The sequence below is a fragment of the Amycolatopsis sp. lyj-109 genome (assembly GCF_046548995.1).
Lineage (GTDB): Bacteria > Actinomycetota > Actinomycetes > Mycobacteriales > Pseudonocardiaceae > Amycolatopsis.
Genome location: NZ_JAJPWR010000022.1, coordinates 1 through 17,099 on the forward strand (window position 1 = coordinate 1; position 17,099 = coordinate 17,099).

Below are 17,099 nucleotides of genomic sequence, written 5' to 3' on the forward strand. Positions count from 1 at the left end.
TCGTGAGTGGTAATTCGGGTTAGAACCCGAATTACCACTCACGACCACCAGCCACGGCAAACGGTGACCTTGTTTCCCCAGGTCACGCACACAAGTGTCCCTGCAGTACTAGCCCTCAATACCACTCACGACAAGCCGCGGCAGACCACCCGACTACCGCGTCCGACGACTTCGCCAACAGCACCGCCGGACGTCCCGAATGAGTCATTCGCGACCTTCCGGCGAGCGCGAGCCGCGCCGGAGGTCCGCCCGGCGGCGCGGAAACGTCCGAAGAGGACGGTCAGTGGGCGAAGGCGGTGAGGAACCGGTCGCGGAAGGAGTCCATCTTCCAGATCGGCGCCTGCGCGCCCGGGTGCAGGCCGTCCTGCCAGCCCCAGCCGGCGATCCGGTCGAGCACCTTCGGGTCCTTGGCCACGATGGTGATCGGCACGTCGTGGACCGCGCCCTGCGGGGTGACCACCGGCGGCTGGTGGTCACCGAGGAACACCAGGACCGTGTTTTCGTCGCCGTACTGCTTGACGAACGAGATCACCGTCTTCAGCGAGTAGTCCGTCGCGTCGCGGTAGGCCTCGCGGATCTTCTCCGGATCCTTCCAGACCGACTCCGGTGCCTCCCCCGCCGCGGGCTGGGGGTTGAAGATCGAGCCGTCGCCGACCTGGTTCCAGTCGACCAGCCAGGGCCGCGGCGACCACGGCGCGTGGCTGGAGACGAGGTCGACCTCCGCCATCACCGGCCGCTGCGGCGAGGCGTTCGCGAGCTCCTTGCGCTGCAGCATCGAGAGCGAGAACTGGTCGGGCATGGTGGCGTAGGCGTAGCCGGGCCCGTGGTACCCGATGGAACGGGCGTCGTAGTAGGCGTCCGGGTGGTAGAACTTCTGCCCCTCCGGCCAGTCCTTCGTGTGCGCGGGCACGTCCCAGACCGTCCGCCAGCCCGCCCGCTGGAACGCCCCGCCGAGGGTCAGCCGGTCGCTGCCGAGGAGGTCGTTGTACCGCTGCTGGTTGTCGATCCACATCCCCGACTGCACCGTCGAGTGCGCCAGCCAGCTGCCGCCACCGAACGTCGAGGAGGACAGGAAGGCGCTCTTCGCGCCGATGCCCGCCGCGCGCAGCTCGGCCGTGCCCGCGTCGAGCGTCGGGCCGATCTTCGCCCCGATGACCGGGTCGTCGAGCGCGACCCGGCCGTAGCTCTCCACGAAGGTCAGCACGACGTTCTTGCCGCGCAGCCCGGTCAGCAACTGGGCGCCCGGGGTGGCCCGGAACGCGTCGTCGGCGGCCACCTCCCCGAACGGCCGCTGGTCCTTCAGGTCGGCGCCGACCTGGCGCAGGTCGCCGTAGGCCAGCGCGGCGGCGCTCTGCGCGGCGACCGGCTGCCCCGGCGCGATCTCGACGCCGAACACCGAGGAGACGATCCAGACCACGGCGAGGACGGCCACGACCCGTGTCGAGCCGGTCCGCCGTCCGGCGGCGACGCGGCTCAGCCGCAGCATCGCCAGCACCATGAGCACCACGACGGCGACGGCGAGCAGGCCGGCGCCGATCAGCGCGGCGATCGTGGCCGCGTTGCCGATCTGGCCGGCCAGGAACTCCACGCCGGCGTGGAAGAAGCTCCAGTCGTAGATCGGGTCGAACGGCTTCTCGAGGGTGGCGTAGAAGCCGGTGTCGAGGGCCTTCATCAGGGTCAGCAGCCCGAGGCCCAGCCCGACCAGCACGGCGGCGACGCGGCGCGCCCGCGGCGGCAGGACCAGCAGGAACGCGCCGATGACGAGCCCCTCGACCGGCACCCGCACCAGCGCCGCGAGAGAAAACGAGCCGAGGTCGTCGGGGGCGAGGAGCCCGAACAGCACCAGCAGCGCGGCCAGCACGGTGAGGACCCGGCCCGCGACGACGTGACGGCGCCGCCCGGGCCGGGGCAGCCCGAAGTCGGGCAGCGCCGCTCCCGCGATCGGGATGCGGCGGCGGACGCGCCGCCCCAGCGGCAGACCGATGTTTCCAACCATGGCGAGCCTCACGTCGTGGTGCACGGTGGTGACCGCCGGCCCGTGCGGCCGGGCGGCGATCGTCACCCCGATATACGGGCAACGGCGGCCCGTGGTTCACGCGCCCCCGGGTCCGCACACCGCCGGCGGCCGGAGGTACGCCTTTTCCGGGACGATCCGGACGATCGGCCGCCCGGCATCCGGTTCCGGCGGCGGCGCCCGCCCCGTACCGGCCGGCGCCGCGTCCGAAAGGCGTCCCCGGTACCCGGACGTGCTCGCCCCAAACCCCGCACACCGCCTTTCACCCGCGCAACCGCCCGAAATCCCCGGGACAGGGGAAGGAGCGTTGCGGGCCCGCGTCACCGGTGTTCTCCTCGGGGTGTCCGAAGATCGGATTACCGACGGAGGCACACGATGAATCTGTTCGACAAGGCGAAGGAAGCGCTCGGGAAGCACCCGGACCAGGCCGACCAGGGGGTCGACAAGGCCGCCGAGGCCGCCAAGCAGCGCTTCGGCGAGCACGCCGACAAGATCGACCAGGGCTCGGACAAGGTGAAGGACTACCTGCGCAAGCAGGGCGGCGGGGAGCAGGAGGCGCCCCCGCAGTGAGCCCGGCCCGGTGCTCGCCCAGCCGTCCGGGGGACGCACGCTTCACCACCCCCGCGGCTGGGTACCACCGGCTCCGTGGTCGCCACCTACCTCGTCCCCGTCCGGACCGCCCTGCTCCTGTTCCCGCTCGTCGTGCTGGCCGTGATGCTCCCGGCCGCCTTCGTCAGCTACCGCCGCCGCGGCCGCGCCGGCGGGTGGCCGACGTTCGTCTTCTACGCGTTCCTGTTCTACCTGCTGGCGGTCGCGACGCAGACGGTGCTGCCGCTGCCCGCCGACCCGGCCTACTGCGCGGGCCACACCTACGCGAGTTCGCCGCAGCTGCGGCCGTTCTACTTCGTCGAGGTGGTTTCGCAGCGGGCCCGCGGGCACTGGAGCCCCGGTGCGCTGCTGCACAACCCGGCGGTCTGGACCACCGCGCTCAACGTCGTGATGCTGGCGCCGCTGGGGTTCTACGCCCGGTACGCCCAGCGGGTGCGGCTGCTGCCCACCACCCTGATCGGCTTCGGCGTGTCGCTGTTCTTCGAGCTGACGCAGCTGACCGGCCTGTGGTTCGTCTACCCGTGCCCGTACCGGCTCTTCAGCGTCGACGACCTGCTGCTGAACACCGCGGGCGTCGTCACGGGCTGGCTGCTGGCCGGCCCGCTCGCACGCCTCCTCCCGTCGCCGGAACCCGAGCACGACCGGCGCCGCTACGCCGCGAAGGTCACCTTCACGCGGCGGCTGTTCGCCCTCGCCACCGATCTGCTCGGGTTCGCTGCGCTGCTCGGGTTCCTCTTCGGCCTGCTGACGCTGTTCGGCGAGGACCTGCACCACCGCGACACGCCGGTCGTCATCCTCGCCCTCGTGTGGTTCGTGGTGCTGCCCACCGTCACCGGGTCGACGCCCGGAAAGCGCGCGATGCTGCTGCGGGTGACCCGCCGCGGCGGGCGCCGGGCCGGGCCGATCGCCCTGCTGGTCCGCAACGGCGTGCTGCTCTCGCCGCTCTGGCTCACCTGGCTGCTGCTGGACCTGGACCGCTGGGACCTGGCCGGGCACCCCGAGCAGCTGCTCCTGCCGGTCGCGCTCGCCGGGTCGGTGTTCGTCGTCGGTGTCTGGACACCGCTGGCGGTGCTGCTCGACAACGAGCACCGGGCCCCCTACGAGCGGCTGACCCGCACCGTGAACGTCGCCGTCGTGCCACCGGAGGCCGCGGAGCCGGTACCGGTGCCGGGGCCGCCGGAGAAGGTCCTTAAAGGACAGTGACGGGATACCGCGCTGCCCGGGATCGACAGCGCTGGTAGATTGCGTGCGGAACGGGTTGAGCCGCCAGCCCGGATCCGCCCGTCCCCATCCTGGAGCTTTCGATGACCACCGACGCAGCGCGGCCCCGGCAGCGGCATTCGGGTGACGTCCGGGCGTTCGAAGCTTCCTCGGGTGCGGCATGACGAACTCGGACGACCGTGTCGGCGAGCCCGGTTCCGGGCATGAAGAGGGGGAGGGCCTCCCCACGGGGGCCGGCACGGCGAAGGAGGCGGACATGAAATTCCGAGCTGTCCGGCACGAACTCGGCATCTCCCCGGAGCTCTCCGAACTGGCGCGGGTCCGCCACTGGGTCCGGACGGTCCTGCGCGGTTTCCCGGCGACCTTCGTCGGCACGGCCGTCATGGTGGTGGACGAGCTGACGTCGAACGCGCTGCGCCACGGCCGCGCGCCCTTCCACGTCCGTCTGCTGCCCGGCGCGGCCAAGCTGCGGATCGAGGTCGACGACGGCGGGGGCGAGCCCGCCCGCCGCCGGGCGCCCTCCGACCACGGCGGACGCGGGCTGCTGCTGGTCGAACGCTGCGCGGCGGCCTGGGGCCAGCTGCGCCGGCCCAGCGGCAAGACCCTGTGGGCGGAACTGGCCACCGACCCGGATCCGGCGGGCGCCCGTGGCTGATCCGGCGCACACCGCGCCCGCCGTCGCGATCGACGGCACCGGAGGCAGGACGGCCGCACCGGCCGAAGCCGTGGTGATCGACGGCACCGGAGGGCGGACGACCACACCCGCCGCACCCGCTCCGACCGACAGCATCGGAGGCTGGACGACCGCACCCACCGCCGCCGTGGTGATCGACGCCGCCGGAGGGCGGACGACCACACCCGCCGCACCCGCCGCGATCGACAACACCGCAGACCGGACGACAGCACCGGCCGAAGCCGTGGTGATCGACGCCGCCGGAGGGCGGACGACCACACCCGCCGCACCCGCCGCAACCGACAGCACCGGAGGCTGGACAGCCGCACCCACCGCGGCCGTGGTGATCGACCGGTCCGGGACGATCCGCGCGCTCAACGATGCCGCCCACCTGCTGTTCCCTTCCGCCGGGGCCGGCCGCGCGGCGGCCGACACGGTCGCGGGTTGGCTGGTCGCCGCCCACGACCGCGGCTCGGACGAGGTCGTCCGGGGCGAGGCCGGCGAGCGTGCCTTCGTCGCGTACCCGGCGCCGCACGGCGAGGCCGTGACCTGGTGGCTGGTCGACGAGACCGACGCCCGCTCGGCGCGCGAGGCACTGGCCCGCGAGCAGCGGCGGACCGCGTTCCTCAGCGAGGCCTCCGCCGCGCTGCTGGGATCGCTGAACCTGGACCGCTGCATGGACGTCGCCGCCCGGCTGGCCGCGGAGCACCTCGCCGACGCCGCGCTCGTCGTGGCGCCCGCCGCGGGCCGGGGGTTCCCCGCCGTCTCCTGCGTGCGTGGAGGCCGACCGGCCCGGGTCCGGCTGGACATCGACCCGGACGAGCTGCCCGGTCTCGGCGAGGCGCTGCAGGGCTTCCCGCCGGTGCCGTCGCGCTGGCTCGACCCGGGCTCGGCGCCGTCCTGGGTGCTGCCGGCGGGCTTCGGGCCGGTCGGCTCGATCGTCGTGACGCCGCTGCCCGGCCACGGCGTCCCGGCCGGTGCACTGGTCCTGCTGCGCCGCGGCGACCGGGCGTCGTTCACCGACCAGGAAGAACTCTTCGCCCGGCTGTTCGCGGCGCGGGCCGGCGCGGCCATGTCGGCGGCCCGCGTGTTCGCGCTGCAGGCGTCGATCACCGACACGCTGATGCGCGAGCTGCTGCCGCCGACCCTCGCACAGCTCGGCGGGGTCGAGTTCGCCGGCCGCTACCGCCCGGCCCGCGACGGGGAGCGGATCGGCGGCGACTTCTACGACGTCCACCCGGCGATCACCGCCGACGGCGACGAGTCCCTCGCCGTGCTCGGCGACGTCTGCGGCAAGGGCCTCGACGCGGCCGTGCTGACCGGCAAGATCCGGACCACGCTGCGGGCGCTGCTGCCGATGGCCGGCGACCACCACCGGCTGCTCGAGCTGCTGAACCGCACCCTCGGCGGCAATGCCGACGCCCGGTACGTCACGCTCGTGCTGGCCTCCGTGCGACGCGAAGGCGCCACCGTCCGGCTGCGCGTGACCTGCGCGGGGCATCCACCGCCGCTGATCGTGCGGACCGGCGGCGGGGTCGAGGAGGCCGACAGCCGGGGCACCCTGATCGGGGTGCTGCCCGAAATCAAGGCGACGAGCGCGGACATCACGCTGCAGCCCGGGGAGACCTGCTTGCTCTACACCGACGGGATCGTCGAAGCGAAGGGCGGCCCGCTCGGAGACGCGATGTTCGGGGAAGAGCGGTTGAAGCAGGTGGTGGCCGAGTGCGCGAACATGCCGGCCGACGCCGTCGTCGAGCGCGTGCAGATGCTCGCCTCGCAGTGGATCGGGCGCGGCACCCACGACGACATGGCCGTGCTGGCGATCACCGCGCCGCGCGCGCAGCCGACCGGTCCTGACCTCGCATGAGCATCGCTGCCCACCGCACCGGGGTGGCCGAGCACGCCGAACGGCTCTGGGCCGCCGTCACGACCGGCGACGAATCCGCCGCGGTCGACGTGGTGACCCGGACGCTCGGCGACGGGACCGACCCGGAGACCGTGCTGCTCGACGTGATCGGCGCGGTCCAGCGGCGGGTCGGCCGCGAGTGGGCGGCGAACCGCCTCTCCGTCGCGCAGGAGCACGTGGCGACCGCGATCAACGACCGGGTCATCGCCACCTTCGGCCACCTGCTGAAGCGGCCGGAGCCGCACCTCGGCCGGATCGCCGTCGCCTGCGTCGACGGCGAGTGGCACGCCATGCCGGCCCGGCTGCTGTCGGAAGTCCTGCGGCTGCGCGGATTCCAGGTCGACTACCTCGGCGCGCAGGTGCCGGCCCCGCACCTGGTGGCCCACCTGCACCGGACCGGCCCGGACGCGGTGGCGCTGTCCGGCTCGCTGGCGACCCGCCTGCCGACGGCGCACGCGACGATCACCGCGTGCCAGGCGGCGGCGACCCCGGTCATCGCGGGCGGCGCCGCTTTCGGGCCCCACGGCCGGTACGCGCGACTGCTGGGGCGCCGAAGCGTGGGCCCCGGACGCGCGGGCGGCCGCCGACCGGCTGGCCGAGCCGCTCCCCCGGCCGCACAGTGCTCATCAGCCGCTCGACGATCTGCCGCACCTGGCCGACCAGGAGTACACGCTGGTCACCCGCAGTTCGGGCCGGCTGGTGAAGACGGTGCTCGCCGGCCTGGAGGAGCGGCTCCCGGCCATGCGCGCCGACACCGACCTGCAGCGCCAGTACACGGCCGAGGATCTCGCGCACATCGTCGAGTTCCTCGCGACCGCCCTCTACGTCGGCGACGGCGAGCTGCTCACCGGGTTCCTGACCTGGACGGCCGGCATCCTGACCGCGCGGGGCGTCCCGGCGGTCTCGCTCGTGCCGGCCCTCGAGCTGCTCGAAGCGGAACTGCGCGACTTCCCGCGGGCCACCGGCATGCTCCGCAGCGCGCGAACGGATCTGGCGGAGCGGCCCGCCGGATCGGCCCGGCCGGCATGACGATCACCGGCGAAGCGCGGGATTTCCGAGCTTGGCTCGATTCCTGAATCGTCGCCGAGCGGCCATCGCCCGGACGTGGTCGGCGGTAAGGGTGCTGGCCGACCGGGCGGACGAGCATCTCGTTCACGTCCACCGTGGCGGGCCGGCCGACCGCATGAAGCACTGCCCCGGCGACGTCGGCGGGTCGAGCTTGGGGTGTTCCACCCCGGCCTGCCGCCCCTGCACGGCGCCCAGGCCGGCACCCGGTTGGAACAGGGTGCCCGGACCGGCCGCGACGCTGGTCGCGCAGGCCCAGGTCCGGTCCGGTGACGTCGGGATCATCTTCGCCAACTCCGGCGTCAACGCCTTCCCGGTCGAAATCGGCGACGAGCTGATGCTCTGAAGGCCCGCGACCGGCGCGCTCACGCCTGCCGGCGCGCCGGCTTCGACGGCCACCAGATGCGCCGCCCGACGTCGATGGTCAACGCGGGTACCAGCAGGGAGCGCACCAGCAGCGTGTCCAGCAGCACCCCGAACGCGACGATGAACGCGATCTGCGCCAGGAACAGGATCGGGATCACCGCCAGCGCCGAGAACGTCGCGGCCAGCACCACGCCCGCCGACGTGATCACCCCGCCCGTCAGCGACAGCCCGCGCAACGTCCCCTCGCGCGTTCCCCGCGTCAGCGCTTCCTCGCGTACCCGGGTCATCAGGAAGATGTTGTAGTCGATCCCCAGTGCCACCAGGAAGACGAACCCGAACAACGGCACCACCGGGTCGGCGCCCGGGAAGCCGAAGATGTGGTTGAACACCAGCGCCGACACGCCCATCGTCGCCGCGAACGAGAGCACCACCGTCGCGATCAGCAGCAGCGGTGCCAGCAACGACCGCAGCAGCAACGCCAGCACCAGGAAGATCACCAGCAGCACGATCGGGATGATCAGCGCCCGGTCGCGCTTCGACGTCTGCTGGGTGTCCAGCTGGATCGCCGTCGGGCCGCCCACTTTCGCGTTCGCCTGCGGGACCGCGTGCACCGCGTCGCGCAGGCGGGCGACCGTGGCGACCGCCGCCTCCGAATCCGCCGGATCCGTCAGCACCGACAGGATCTGGACGCGGCCGCCTACCTCCTTGGGGCGACCGTCCGGGCCGGGCACCGGGAACGACTGCGCCACTCCGTCTATTGTGGACGCCTTCAGCACCGCGGGCAGCGCGCCGGCGTCGGCGATCGTGATCGCGGGTGCGCCGAGGCCGCCCGGGAAGTGCCGGCCGAGGACCTCCTGGCCGGTCCCGGATTCGACCTCGGTCAGGAAGACGTCCGACTGCGCGGTGCCGGACGCCTTGAGCTGCGGCAGGAACGCGACCCCGACGCCGAGCACCAGCGCCGTCACCACCCAGACCGTGCGCGGGCGGCGGCCGACCAGGCGCGCCACCCGGCCCCAGATCCCGGACGTCTCCGGGTGCGGCGAGCCCAGCGCCGGCTTGAACGGCCAGAACGCGCCGCGGCCGCACAGGGCCAGCGCGGCGGGCAGGAACGTGGTCGAGGCCAGCAGTGCGGCGCCGATGCCGATCGCCGCCACCGGGCCGAGGCCCTTGTTCGAGTTCAGGTTGCTGAACAGCAGGCACAGCACGCCGAGCACGACCGTGCCCGCCGAGGCCGCGATCGGTTCGAGCGTCGCGCGCCAGGCGAGCTTCAGCGCGTCGAACCGGCTCGGCGTGTCGCGCAGCTGCTCGCGGAACCGCGCCACCAGCAGGAGCGCGTAGTCGGTCGCCGCGCCGAAGACGAGGATCGAGAGGATGCCCTGGCTCTGGCCGTTGAGCGCGAGGACGTCGTGCTTCGCCAGCAGGTAGACGACGAGACTGGCGAGCCCGAGCGCGAACACCGCCGACAGCAGCACCAGGAACGGCAGCAGCGGGCTGCGGTAGACGGCGATGAGGATCAGCGCGACCACGCCGCCGGCCACGAGCAGCAGGATGCCGTCGATGCCGCCGAACGCCTTGACCAGGTCGGCGATCTGCCCGGCCGGCCCGGTGACGAGCACGGTGAGCCCCTCCGGAGCGCCGCCGAGGCGCGCCCGGACCTCCTTGACGACGTCGGCGGGGTTGCCGTCGGCGAAGACGGGCACCGCGAGCTGCGCGGCCTGGTCGTCCCGCGGTGCCGGCTCCGGCTCGCCGAGCGGGCCGGCCACCCCGGGCACACTGCCCAGTTCCCGCGCCCTGGCCTCGAGGAACCGCCGGTCTTCGCCGGTCAGGCCGTCGGTGCGCTCGACGACGACGGTGGCGGGCAGCACCTGACGCGGGCTGAATGCCTTCTGCTCGTCGGAAACCTCGGTGGCTTCGGCCGAGCGCGGCAGGAAGGCGGCATTGTCGTTCTTCGCGACCTCGCTGAGCTTGCCGGCGAACGGCCCGCCGAAGCCGCCCAGGCCGAGCCAGGCGATCACCAGGAGGGCCGGGATCAGCCAGCGGAGGCGGCGCGGGTTCTCGTTCATAGTCGCTAAGGTCCTTTCGAGCGCGAACACGCCCAATTGTTCAGCAAGCTGAACATTCTGCACGATGACCCTGACGACCCCTGAGCGACGGGTGAGCACAGCACGGTGAGCACGACCCCCGAACCCGATCTGAGCACCTGGCCGACCGGCCGGCTGCTGGCCGTGGCCGCGCGACTGGTGGAGCAACGCTGGGTGGCCGTGCTCGATGGCATGGGCCTCACCCACGCGGGCCTCATCGCGCTGCACACCCTGCGCGACGGGCCGCTCCCCCAGCGGACGCTGGCCCAGCGCTGCCAGGTGACCGACCAGACGATGAGCCGCACCCTCGACCGCCTGGCCAAGGCCGGGTTCGTGAGCCGGGCAGCGGACCCGGCCGACGGCCGCCGTCACCTGACCCGGCTGACCACCAGCGGCCGGGCCGTGCACGAACGGGCCGTGCGCGCCGAACCCGCGCTGCTCGGCGGACTGGGCGACGACGACGCCTTCCGCACCGGCCTGCTGGCCCTGATCACCCGGTTGTCCGCGGGCGATTGAGAGCGCGCGGCTCGGGGTAGCTCTTCCTACATGTGGATCGCGCTGAGCACACCGGTGGCCGTCCTGATCGCTACCGTCCTGATGGAGCGGTTCGAGCGACGATGCAGCCCGGTGCCCAGCGCCGAGACCGAAAGCCCGCCGGCCCGAGGCTGACGCGGACCGCACCCCTCCCCTGTGATCCACGTCTCACTCTCCTCCTGAGAGAACCTCGACCACCCCGCCCGGCGACTGACCGGGCAGATCCGGTGCGACGAGAACCGGGTTCAAGGGAGGAGAAGATCACCATGCGCGGCACGAAATCCACCCGCACGGTCACCGGCCTGGCCCTCGCGGCCGGGCTGGTCACGGCGGCGAGCATCGGGATCGCCGGCGGCGCGTCGGCGGATCCGGGATCCACGGAGGGGACCATGACGAACGCGAATCAACCGCCCCGGGGCGCACGGGCGACCGTGCAGGTGAGCCCCAACCCCACCACCCAGCGGGGCCAGGAGGTGACCATCACCGGCAACTGCGGTGGCGGCACCGGGCTGAAATCCGTGCTCGGCGGGTTTCCCGAGCGACCGGCCCTGGAGAACATCCGGATCATCGAGTCCGGCCCGGACCGGTTCGTGGCCAAGGCGAACGTGGCCGGGCACATCGGCAACGGCGTCGGGCCGGTGTTCGTCGACTGCGGCGGCGAGGCGGGGGTGACCCTGCTGGTCACGCACGTCTGAGGAGGTACGGCAAACCCGCTCACCGGCACAAAGCCCTCAGCCGGTGAGCGGGCGCCGCGACAATGTCCGCCGGAATTCAGCAGGTCTTCCACGCGAAGTGATAAATCGTGTCCACGCTCGCGTGTTCGGAATCCATTTCGATGTAACTGCCACCGGACGAGGAACCCGCATCCGCCCGCAGTTCCGCATTGATGTTCAGGTTGCGGCTCTCGCCGCACGGGGCGAACACCAGCTCGGCCACGTCGGTGACGTCGGAGGCTCGCCACACCCCGTGGAACGGGCCGGGGAAGGTGTGCCGCACCCGGGCGGTCGGCGCCGTCCCGGCGAAGTAGTAGTTGGCTTGCTCGAGTGCGCTCGCCCCGCTCTCGATGTGCGCGTAGCCGCGGTACGACGCCTCGGCGATCGCGTACGTGAATCCTTGCGGCACGTGGACGAGCACGTTGATCTGGCAGTTCTTCCGCCCTTCGAGCGCGGACACGCCACCGCCGGCCTTCGCGGTGAAGTTCGTGTAGTGCACCGTGAACGAGGTGTTGTCGGACGCGACGTCGGCCGACGCGGTGGCCGTGCCCGCCGGGCAGCCCGAGCCGTTGATCGTCTTGATGTCGAGCGTGATCTTTTCGGTCGGAGCCGACGCCGCCGAGGAATCGACGGGAGCGACGAGGGTGGACAGAATCATTGCGCCTACGACCGACATACCGAGCATGACGCTCCTCCAAATGGGCCACGGTGCCTGGTGGTGATGATGATCGCGCGCGGAGAGGATCGTAGCGCGATCGCAACCTTTTCGACGGCCACTGAACGGAGTAACACGACTGCACAGAGCACGGGAAATCCATTTCCCGCTATTTCACGTTTCCCGGGGCCCGAAATTCGGGGAATCGAAGGTCAAGAAGACTGGTCCAGACCACGGGTGCGCAGGGTGTACGGCGGGATGCAGCCGCCGACCAGCGCTTCGGCGTCCAGCGTCGCCGCTGCCGTCCCCCGCTCCGCGAACCGCCGCGCCACCAGCGCGCCCGGGTTCTCGACCGGGTCCGCGCGGCCGGACAGGAACGCCCACTCGTGCTCGTCGGAGCCGAAGTACAGCACCGCGCCGAACACCTCGCGGAACCGCTGCCAGGACGCGCGCAGCGTCTCGTTGCGCCACAGCGTCGGGCAGCCCGCCTGGCAGGTCACCACCCCGCCCGGCGCCAGCAGGCGCGCGCAGCGGACGAGGAAGTCCGTGCCGTACAAGCGGTTGTGCTGTGCGTCCGGATCGGTGTTCTCGTCCGGCAGGTCGATCACGACCACGTCGTAGGTCTCGCCCCGGTCTTCGGCCGCGGCGAGGAAGGCCCAGCCGTCCGCATAGGACACCCGGATCGGCCCGTCCCCCCGCTCGGCGCGCGCCAGGTCCGCCGGGGTGTAGCCGTAGGGCAGGTGCTCGGCGCAGGCGCGCACCGCCTGCTCGTCGATGTCGACGTGGTCGACCAGCTCGGCGCCCGCGGCGACGGCCAGCTCGCTCGCGACCCCCTCGCTCGACCCGACGACGAGCACCCGCCGCACCCGCTCGGCCAGCAGGAGGGCGGGCACCATCAGCGCTTCGTGGTACACCAGCTGGCTCGCCTCGGTGCTCTGGCGCTCGCCGTCGCAGAACAGCGAAACCCCGTGCGCGGTCGTCCCGATCAGCACTTCCTGGTACGGCGTGCGCTCGTGGAACCGCACGTCGCCGACCTCCCAGACGCGGGTGAGGCCGGCACCGAGGAGTTCGTGGATCAAGGGCATCAGCGTTCTCCCCGGTGGAGGACCGACAGGTGGACCGAAGCGGCGTGCAGCGAGGCCGCCAGCAGCCGCAGGGCGTGTTCGGGATCGGCGCGTTCCCCGCAGGTGAACACGTCGGCGAAGAGCGACCCGTGCTCCGGGTAGGTGTGGACGGACGCGTGCGACTCGGCCAGCAGCGCGATCACCGTGGCGCCCTGCGGCGCGAACTGCTGCGCCACCACGTCGAGGACCGTCGCGCCCGCCTCGGTCACCGCGGCCCGCAGCAGCTCCCCGAGGCGCACCGGGTCGTCGAGCAGGCCCGGGTCGACCCCGTGCAGTTCGGCGAGCACGTGCCGCCCGGTGAACCGGCCGACGTCAGGCATCGCCCCACCTCCCGACGCAGTACGTGCGCAGCGGCTCGATCCCGTTGAACCCCACCGACGCGTAGCTGGCGGTGTAGGCCCCGGTGCCCGGCAGGTCGAGCCGGTCGCCGCTGCGCAGCGACCGGGGCAGTGCGTACGGGGTCCGCTGGTAAAGCACGTCGTCGCCGTCGCAGGTGGGCCCGGCGAGGACCACCGGGCCGTCCGGGCCGTCGGGTGCGTCCACGGGTTCGAACCGGTAGGCGATGGCTTCGTTCTCGGCCTCGGCGAGCCCGTTGTAGCGGCCGATGTCGAGGTAGACCCAGCGCCGCTCGTCCCGCTGCGCGACCAGCACGACCTCGGTCCGCAGCAGCCCGGCGTCCGCGACGAGCACCCGGCCGGGCTCGAGCAGCAGCTCCGGCCACCCGGCCGGGAAGGACGTGCCGAGGGCCGTCGCGATCGTCGACGCGTACGCGGCCAGCGGCGGGACAGCGGTGCGGTGGGCGGTCGCGAAGCCCCCGCCGAGGTTGAGCCGCGTCATCCCGACGCCGTGCGCCGCGGCTTCGCCGAACAGCTTCGCCGCGGTGGTGATACCGATCTCCCACGCGGTGACGTCCGGCTGCTGCGAGCCGACGTGGAAGGCGATGCCGGGCCGCAGCCCCAGCGCGGCCGCGCGCAGCACCAGGTCGAGGGCTTCGGCCGGGACGCAGCCGAACTTCCGGCCGAACGGCGTCGCCGAGTCCGGCGCGTCGAGCACGACGCGGATCGACACCGCCGAGCCCGGCGCGTACCGGCCCAGGTGGTCGACGTCGGCGGGGGCGTCCGAAGTGAACTCCCGGACCCCGCGCTCGAACGCGAAGGCGATGTCCCGGGGTTTCTTGATCGGGTTGCCGTAGGCGATGTCCTCCGGAGCGGCCCCGCGCCCGAGGCACAGGTCGAGTTCGGCCGGCCCGGCGACGTCGAAGCCGATCCCGGCCGCCACCAGCGCGTCGAGCACCGGCGGCGCCGGGTTGGCCTTGACCGCGTACCGGATCAGCGCGCCCGGGAACGCCGAGCGGAACGCCCGTGCCCGGTCGGCCACGACGTCGGTGTCGACGACCAGGCACGGGGTCGGCGGGTTCCGCTCGGCCAGGAACCGGCGGATGGGGTCGGCGCACACGGCGCCAGTGTCGCAAACGGCGTCAGACGAACCGCCACAGGTGGTCCGGCGTCCCGTTATCGTCCCACTGGGTCACCTGCGCACCGTCCGCCGTGGACTGCTGGTCGACGGCCATGACCTTGCCGCTGCGGACGTTGACGAGCTTCGACCAGCCGCCACCGGCGTCGACGATCCGCCAGTTGTGGTCCGGCGTGCCGTTGTCGCGGTACTGCTGGACGTGCGCGCCGTTGTCGAGGCTCTGGTCGTGCACGGCGAGGACCTTGCCGCTGTTGCGGTTGACGATCCGGACCGTGCCGTCGCCGTTGTCCACCACGGCCCAGAGGTGGTCGGCGGTGCCGTTGTCGGCCCACTGCGTCACCTCGGCGGTGTCGGCCAGCGACATGTTGGAGACGGCCAGGACCTTGCCGGACCGCTGGTTCTGCAGTTTCCGCCACACCGTCGCCGACGCGGCCGGGCGGGTGAGCAGCGCGAGGTAGCCGCCGGCGACCGGGCGGGCCTGGAAGCCGCGCTGGGTGGCGTCGGCGACGACGTACCAGTCGCTGAACGGCACCCGCTGGGGCGTGGTGTTCGCGTAACTGTAGACGCCCTCGACCAGCGTGGTGCGGATGTTCGGCTGGTCGGCGAGCCAGGCCGCGGTCCACAGCTCCCAGTCGGCTTTCGTGTAGTTGTTGCGCGGGTCGAGCAGGACGCCGTGAGCACCGGCGCGAGCCTGGTACCAGGCGGCTTCCTGCGCCGCGACGCCGAGCGGCACCAGGTCGAGGCCGAGCACGCGGTCGGCGAAGCCGTTGTACTTCAGGCTCCACGTGCCGGGCTGGTCGTAGGCGAGCCGCAGGTGCTGGCCGTCCTCGGCGAGCGTCACCCACTGGCTGACGTAGCTGCGCGAGGTCGAGCGGTACCGCCGGGCGTCGGCCGCGTTGCCCACCGCGGCGGCGATGACGCCCATCGCGCCGATCCCGACGATCCCCTTCAGGGCGAGGTTCGCGCTGTGGGCGATGAACCCGGTGAAGTCGTCGGTCTGGTTCTGGAAGCCGGGGTCGAGGGCGTTGGCGACCAGGTACTCCGCCCACTGCCGCAGGATCGGGTAGTGGGTGTTCGCGAACGCGGTGGCGTCGGCCGCCGGGAGCCGCTGCACCAGCGCGGCCGCCATGATCAGCATGTTGGCCGACTCCTCGACCGGCATGCTCTCCTCGTTGCCGTCGTTGTGCCCGGTCGCGTCCGGGTAGTGGGTGCCGAGGTCGTGTTCGGCGAACGGCATCGGCCAGCCGCCGCGCTCGGCGTAGTCGAGCAGCGGCTCCAGCAGCAGCCGCAGGTAGGCGGGCGACAGCTGGAGATAGGCCGGGAACGCCGGGTAGGTGACGTCCACTGTGGACATGTTGCCGTTCGAGGAGATCTCCTTGAGGAACGCCCAGGGCGCGCCGCCCCGGTCGACCAGCTCGGTGCCGCCGAAGGCCTGGCGCAGAGCGAGCGCGCAAATCCCGGCGTAGTGCTCGCCGGTGCTGCCGCCCCCGGCCGCGGCGACGGCGTCGTCGTGCAGGCGCTGGTCGATCGCGGTGGCGGCCGACAGCGCGGCGGCGTAGTCGTTCGCGAACCACACCGCCATCTCCGGCCAGCTGCCCCAGTAGTGCGTCCACCAGGGACGCAGCTCGGCGCCGAGGTAGCGGACCGCGGGGGTGCGGACGTGCCCGATCGAGAGCGTGAACGGGGCCGACGTGCCACCGGCGGCGATCGTGCCCAGGTTCTTGTTGAAGGCCAGCACCGGCCAGCGGTCGTTGATCGCCCGCGGCTGCGCGGTGTCGCTGGTGCCGGCCAGGGCGCCCTGGCTCGCCGAACCGGCGCGCACCACGGTGTCCTGCCCGATCTGCCAGGTGGTCCCCGCCGTCGGCGCGGCGAGGACCAGGGAGCCCCAGCTCGCCTGGTCGCCGTTCTCCTGCAGCACGCCCGGGCTCGCCGGGGTGCAGCTGAGGAGGGTGTAGCCGCTTGTTTGCTGCTGCGTCCAGGTGACGGGGGTGGCGGTGTTGCCGTGCACCCACTCGGCGGAGGTGTCGAAGTGCAGGTCGACGGCGTGGGCGCGGCCGTCGGCGCTGGTGGCCTGGAGGGTGACGTACCCGAACGGGACGCACTGGCGCTGCAGGTTCGCCGGGTCGACTGGCGAGAAGAACGTGACGGTGAGGTTCACGCCGCCACCGGTGAGGACGTAGGTGGAGCGGGTCCCGGTGACCTGGAGGCTGAGCTGCGTCATCGGGGTCAGGGCCGGGCCGGCGGGCAGGGCGGGTGAGCCGGCGAAGACGTAGGCGGTGCCGTCGATGCGCGCGAGGCCGCACAGTGCGGTGATGTGGCCGGTCCAGAAGCTCGACCAGGTGCCGGCGAGGGTGTCGGCTGGCTGCCAGGTGGACAGGTAGGGCGAGCGGACGATCAATGGCGTGGCGGGCGGCCGGATCGGGCTGAAGGTCCCGGCGGCGGAGGCGGTCCCGGGCAGCCAGAGTGCGGCGCCGACGGCGGCGGCGGTACCCCCGGCGAGCCGGAGCAGATCGCGGCGGGTGAGGTGATCGCGTTCTCGGTCTCGGGAGGACATCGGTGGCCCCTTCCAGCGGCGGTCGAGCCGGGCAGGGACTTTTTTACATCGTTGATACAACGTTGTAAATCCGCCGATGGTTGCTGCCGGGCCGGGGTGCGGACCAGTGGA

At 72.5% G+C, this 17,099-nt stretch carries 15 protein-coding genes and 1 pseudogene; 9 read left to right on the forward strand and 7 right to left on the reverse strand.

Going from position 1 to position 17,099, the window contains the following annotated elements:
* Window positions 1-280: 280 nt before the first annotated feature.
* Window positions 281-1,996, reverse strand: a complete 1,716-nt coding sequence (locus tag ACLJQF_RS36950) for a sulfatase-like hydrolase/transferase (protein ID WP_410615050.1) — start codon at window positions 1,994-1,996, stop codon at window positions 281-283.
* A 393-nt stretch (window positions 1,997-2,389) separates the two neighbouring features.
* Between ACLJQF_RS36950 and ACLJQF_RS36955 the strand changes: the two genes are divergently transcribed.
* The 7 genes and pseudogenes from ACLJQF_RS36955 (at window position 2,390) to ACLJQF_RS36985 (ending at window position 7,834) form a co-directional block, all read left to right on the forward strand.
* Window positions 2,390-2,584 (forward strand): antitoxin, encoded by a 195-nt coding sequence (locus tag ACLJQF_RS36955; RefSeq protein WP_410614922.1) that lies wholly within the window; start codon window positions 2,390-2,392, stop codon window positions 2,582-2,584.
* 75 nt (window positions 2,585-2,659) lie between these two features.
* Window positions 2,660-3,826: a VanZ family protein gene (locus ACLJQF_RS36960; RefSeq protein WP_410614923.1), complete on the forward strand. Its 1,167-nt coding sequence runs from the start codon at window positions 2,660-2,662 to the stop codon at window positions 3,824-3,826.
* 274 nt (window positions 3,827-4,100) lie between these two features.
* Window positions 4,101-4,499 (forward strand): ATP-binding protein, encoded by a 399-nt coding sequence (locus ACLJQF_RS36965; protein ID WP_410614924.1) that lies wholly within the window; start codon window positions 4,101-4,103, stop codon window positions 4,497-4,499.
* Complete coding sequence (locus ACLJQF_RS36970; RefSeq protein WP_410614925.1) at window positions 4,492-6,384, forward strand: PP2C family protein-serine/threonine phosphatase; 1,893 nt, start codon at window positions 4,492-4,494, stop codon at window positions 6,382-6,384. The genes ACLJQF_RS36965 and ACLJQF_RS36970 overlap by 8 nt, the downstream gene beginning before the upstream one ends.
* Window positions 6,381-6,884: pseudogene (locus ACLJQF_RS36975) on the forward strand (B12-binding domain-containing protein); the annotation flags it as partial. The gene ACLJQF_RS36970 and the pseudogene ACLJQF_RS36975, both read left to right, overlap by 4 nt.
* A gap of 238 nt (window positions 6,885-7,122) precedes the next feature.
* Window positions 7,123-7,452: a cobalamin-binding protein gene (locus tag ACLJQF_RS36980; RefSeq protein ID WP_410614926.1), complete on the forward strand. Its 330-nt coding sequence runs from the start codon at window positions 7,123-7,125 to the stop codon at window positions 7,450-7,452.
* Between the two features lie 256 nt (window positions 7,453-7,708).
* Window positions 7,709-7,834 (forward strand): hypothetical protein, encoded by a 126-nt coding sequence (locus ACLJQF_RS36985; RefSeq protein ID WP_410614927.1) that lies wholly within the window; start codon window positions 7,709-7,711, stop codon window positions 7,832-7,834.
* 19 nt (window positions 7,835-7,853) lie between these two features.
* Here the strand turns inward: ACLJQF_RS36985 and ACLJQF_RS36990 are convergent, their stop codons facing one another.
* Entirely contained in the window at window positions 7,854-9,917 is a 2,064-nt protein-coding gene (locus ACLJQF_RS36990) for an MMPL family transporter (protein WP_410614928.1), read from the reverse strand.
* Window positions 9,918-10,022: 105 nt separating this feature from the next.
* Here ACLJQF_RS36990 and ACLJQF_RS36995 point away from each other — a divergent pair, with 105 nt between their 5' ends.
* Together ACLJQF_RS36995 and ACLJQF_RS37000 are read left to right on the forward strand one after the other, a co-directional pair.
* Entirely contained in the window at window positions 10,023-10,451 is a 429-nt protein-coding gene (locus ACLJQF_RS36995) for a MarR family winged helix-turn-helix transcriptional regulator (protein ID WP_410614929.1), read from the forward strand.
* A gap of 284 nt (window positions 10,452-10,735) precedes the next feature.
* On the forward strand, window positions 10,736-11,164 hold the full coding sequence (locus ACLJQF_RS37000) for a hypothetical protein (protein WP_410614930.1): 429 nt from the start codon (window positions 10,736-10,738) through the stop codon (window positions 11,162-11,164).
* 76 nt (window positions 11,165-11,240) lie between these two features.
* Here ACLJQF_RS37000 and ACLJQF_RS37005 read toward each other — a convergent pair whose 3' ends face one another.
* From ACLJQF_RS37005 to ACLJQF_RS37025, 5 genes are all read right to left on the reverse strand, one after another.
* Window positions 11,241-11,867: a DUF4360 domain-containing protein gene (locus ACLJQF_RS37005; protein ID WP_410614931.1), complete on the reverse strand. Its 627-nt coding sequence runs from the start codon at window positions 11,865-11,867 to the stop codon at window positions 11,241-11,243.
* 182 nt (window positions 11,868-12,049) lie between these two features.
* On the reverse strand, window positions 12,050-12,922 hold the full coding sequence (locus tag ACLJQF_RS37010; RefSeq protein WP_410614932.1) for a spermidine synthase: 873 nt from the start codon (window positions 12,920-12,922) through the stop codon (window positions 12,050-12,052).
* Window positions 12,922-13,281 carry an adenosylmethionine decarboxylase gene (gene speD / locus ACLJQF_RS37015; protein ID WP_410614933.1) on the reverse strand — a complete coding sequence of 120 codons (360 nt, stop codon included), beginning with the start codon at window positions 13,279-13,281 and terminating at the stop codon, window positions 12,922-12,924. Before speD ends, ACLJQF_RS37010 begins: the two co-directional genes overlap by 1 nt.
* Complete coding sequence (locus tag ACLJQF_RS37020; RefSeq protein ID WP_410614934.1) at window positions 13,274-14,416, reverse strand: type III PLP-dependent enzyme; 1,143 nt, start codon at window positions 14,414-14,416, stop codon at window positions 13,274-13,276. The genes speD and ACLJQF_RS37020 overlap by 8 nt, the downstream gene beginning before the upstream one ends.
* A gap of 22 nt (window positions 14,417-14,438) precedes the next feature.
* On the reverse strand, window positions 14,439-16,988 hold the full coding sequence (locus tag ACLJQF_RS37025; RefSeq protein ID WP_410614935.1) for a glutaminase domain-containing protein: 2,550 nt from the start codon (window positions 16,986-16,988) through the stop codon (window positions 14,439-14,441).
* Window positions 16,989-17,099: the final 111 nt, after the last annotated feature.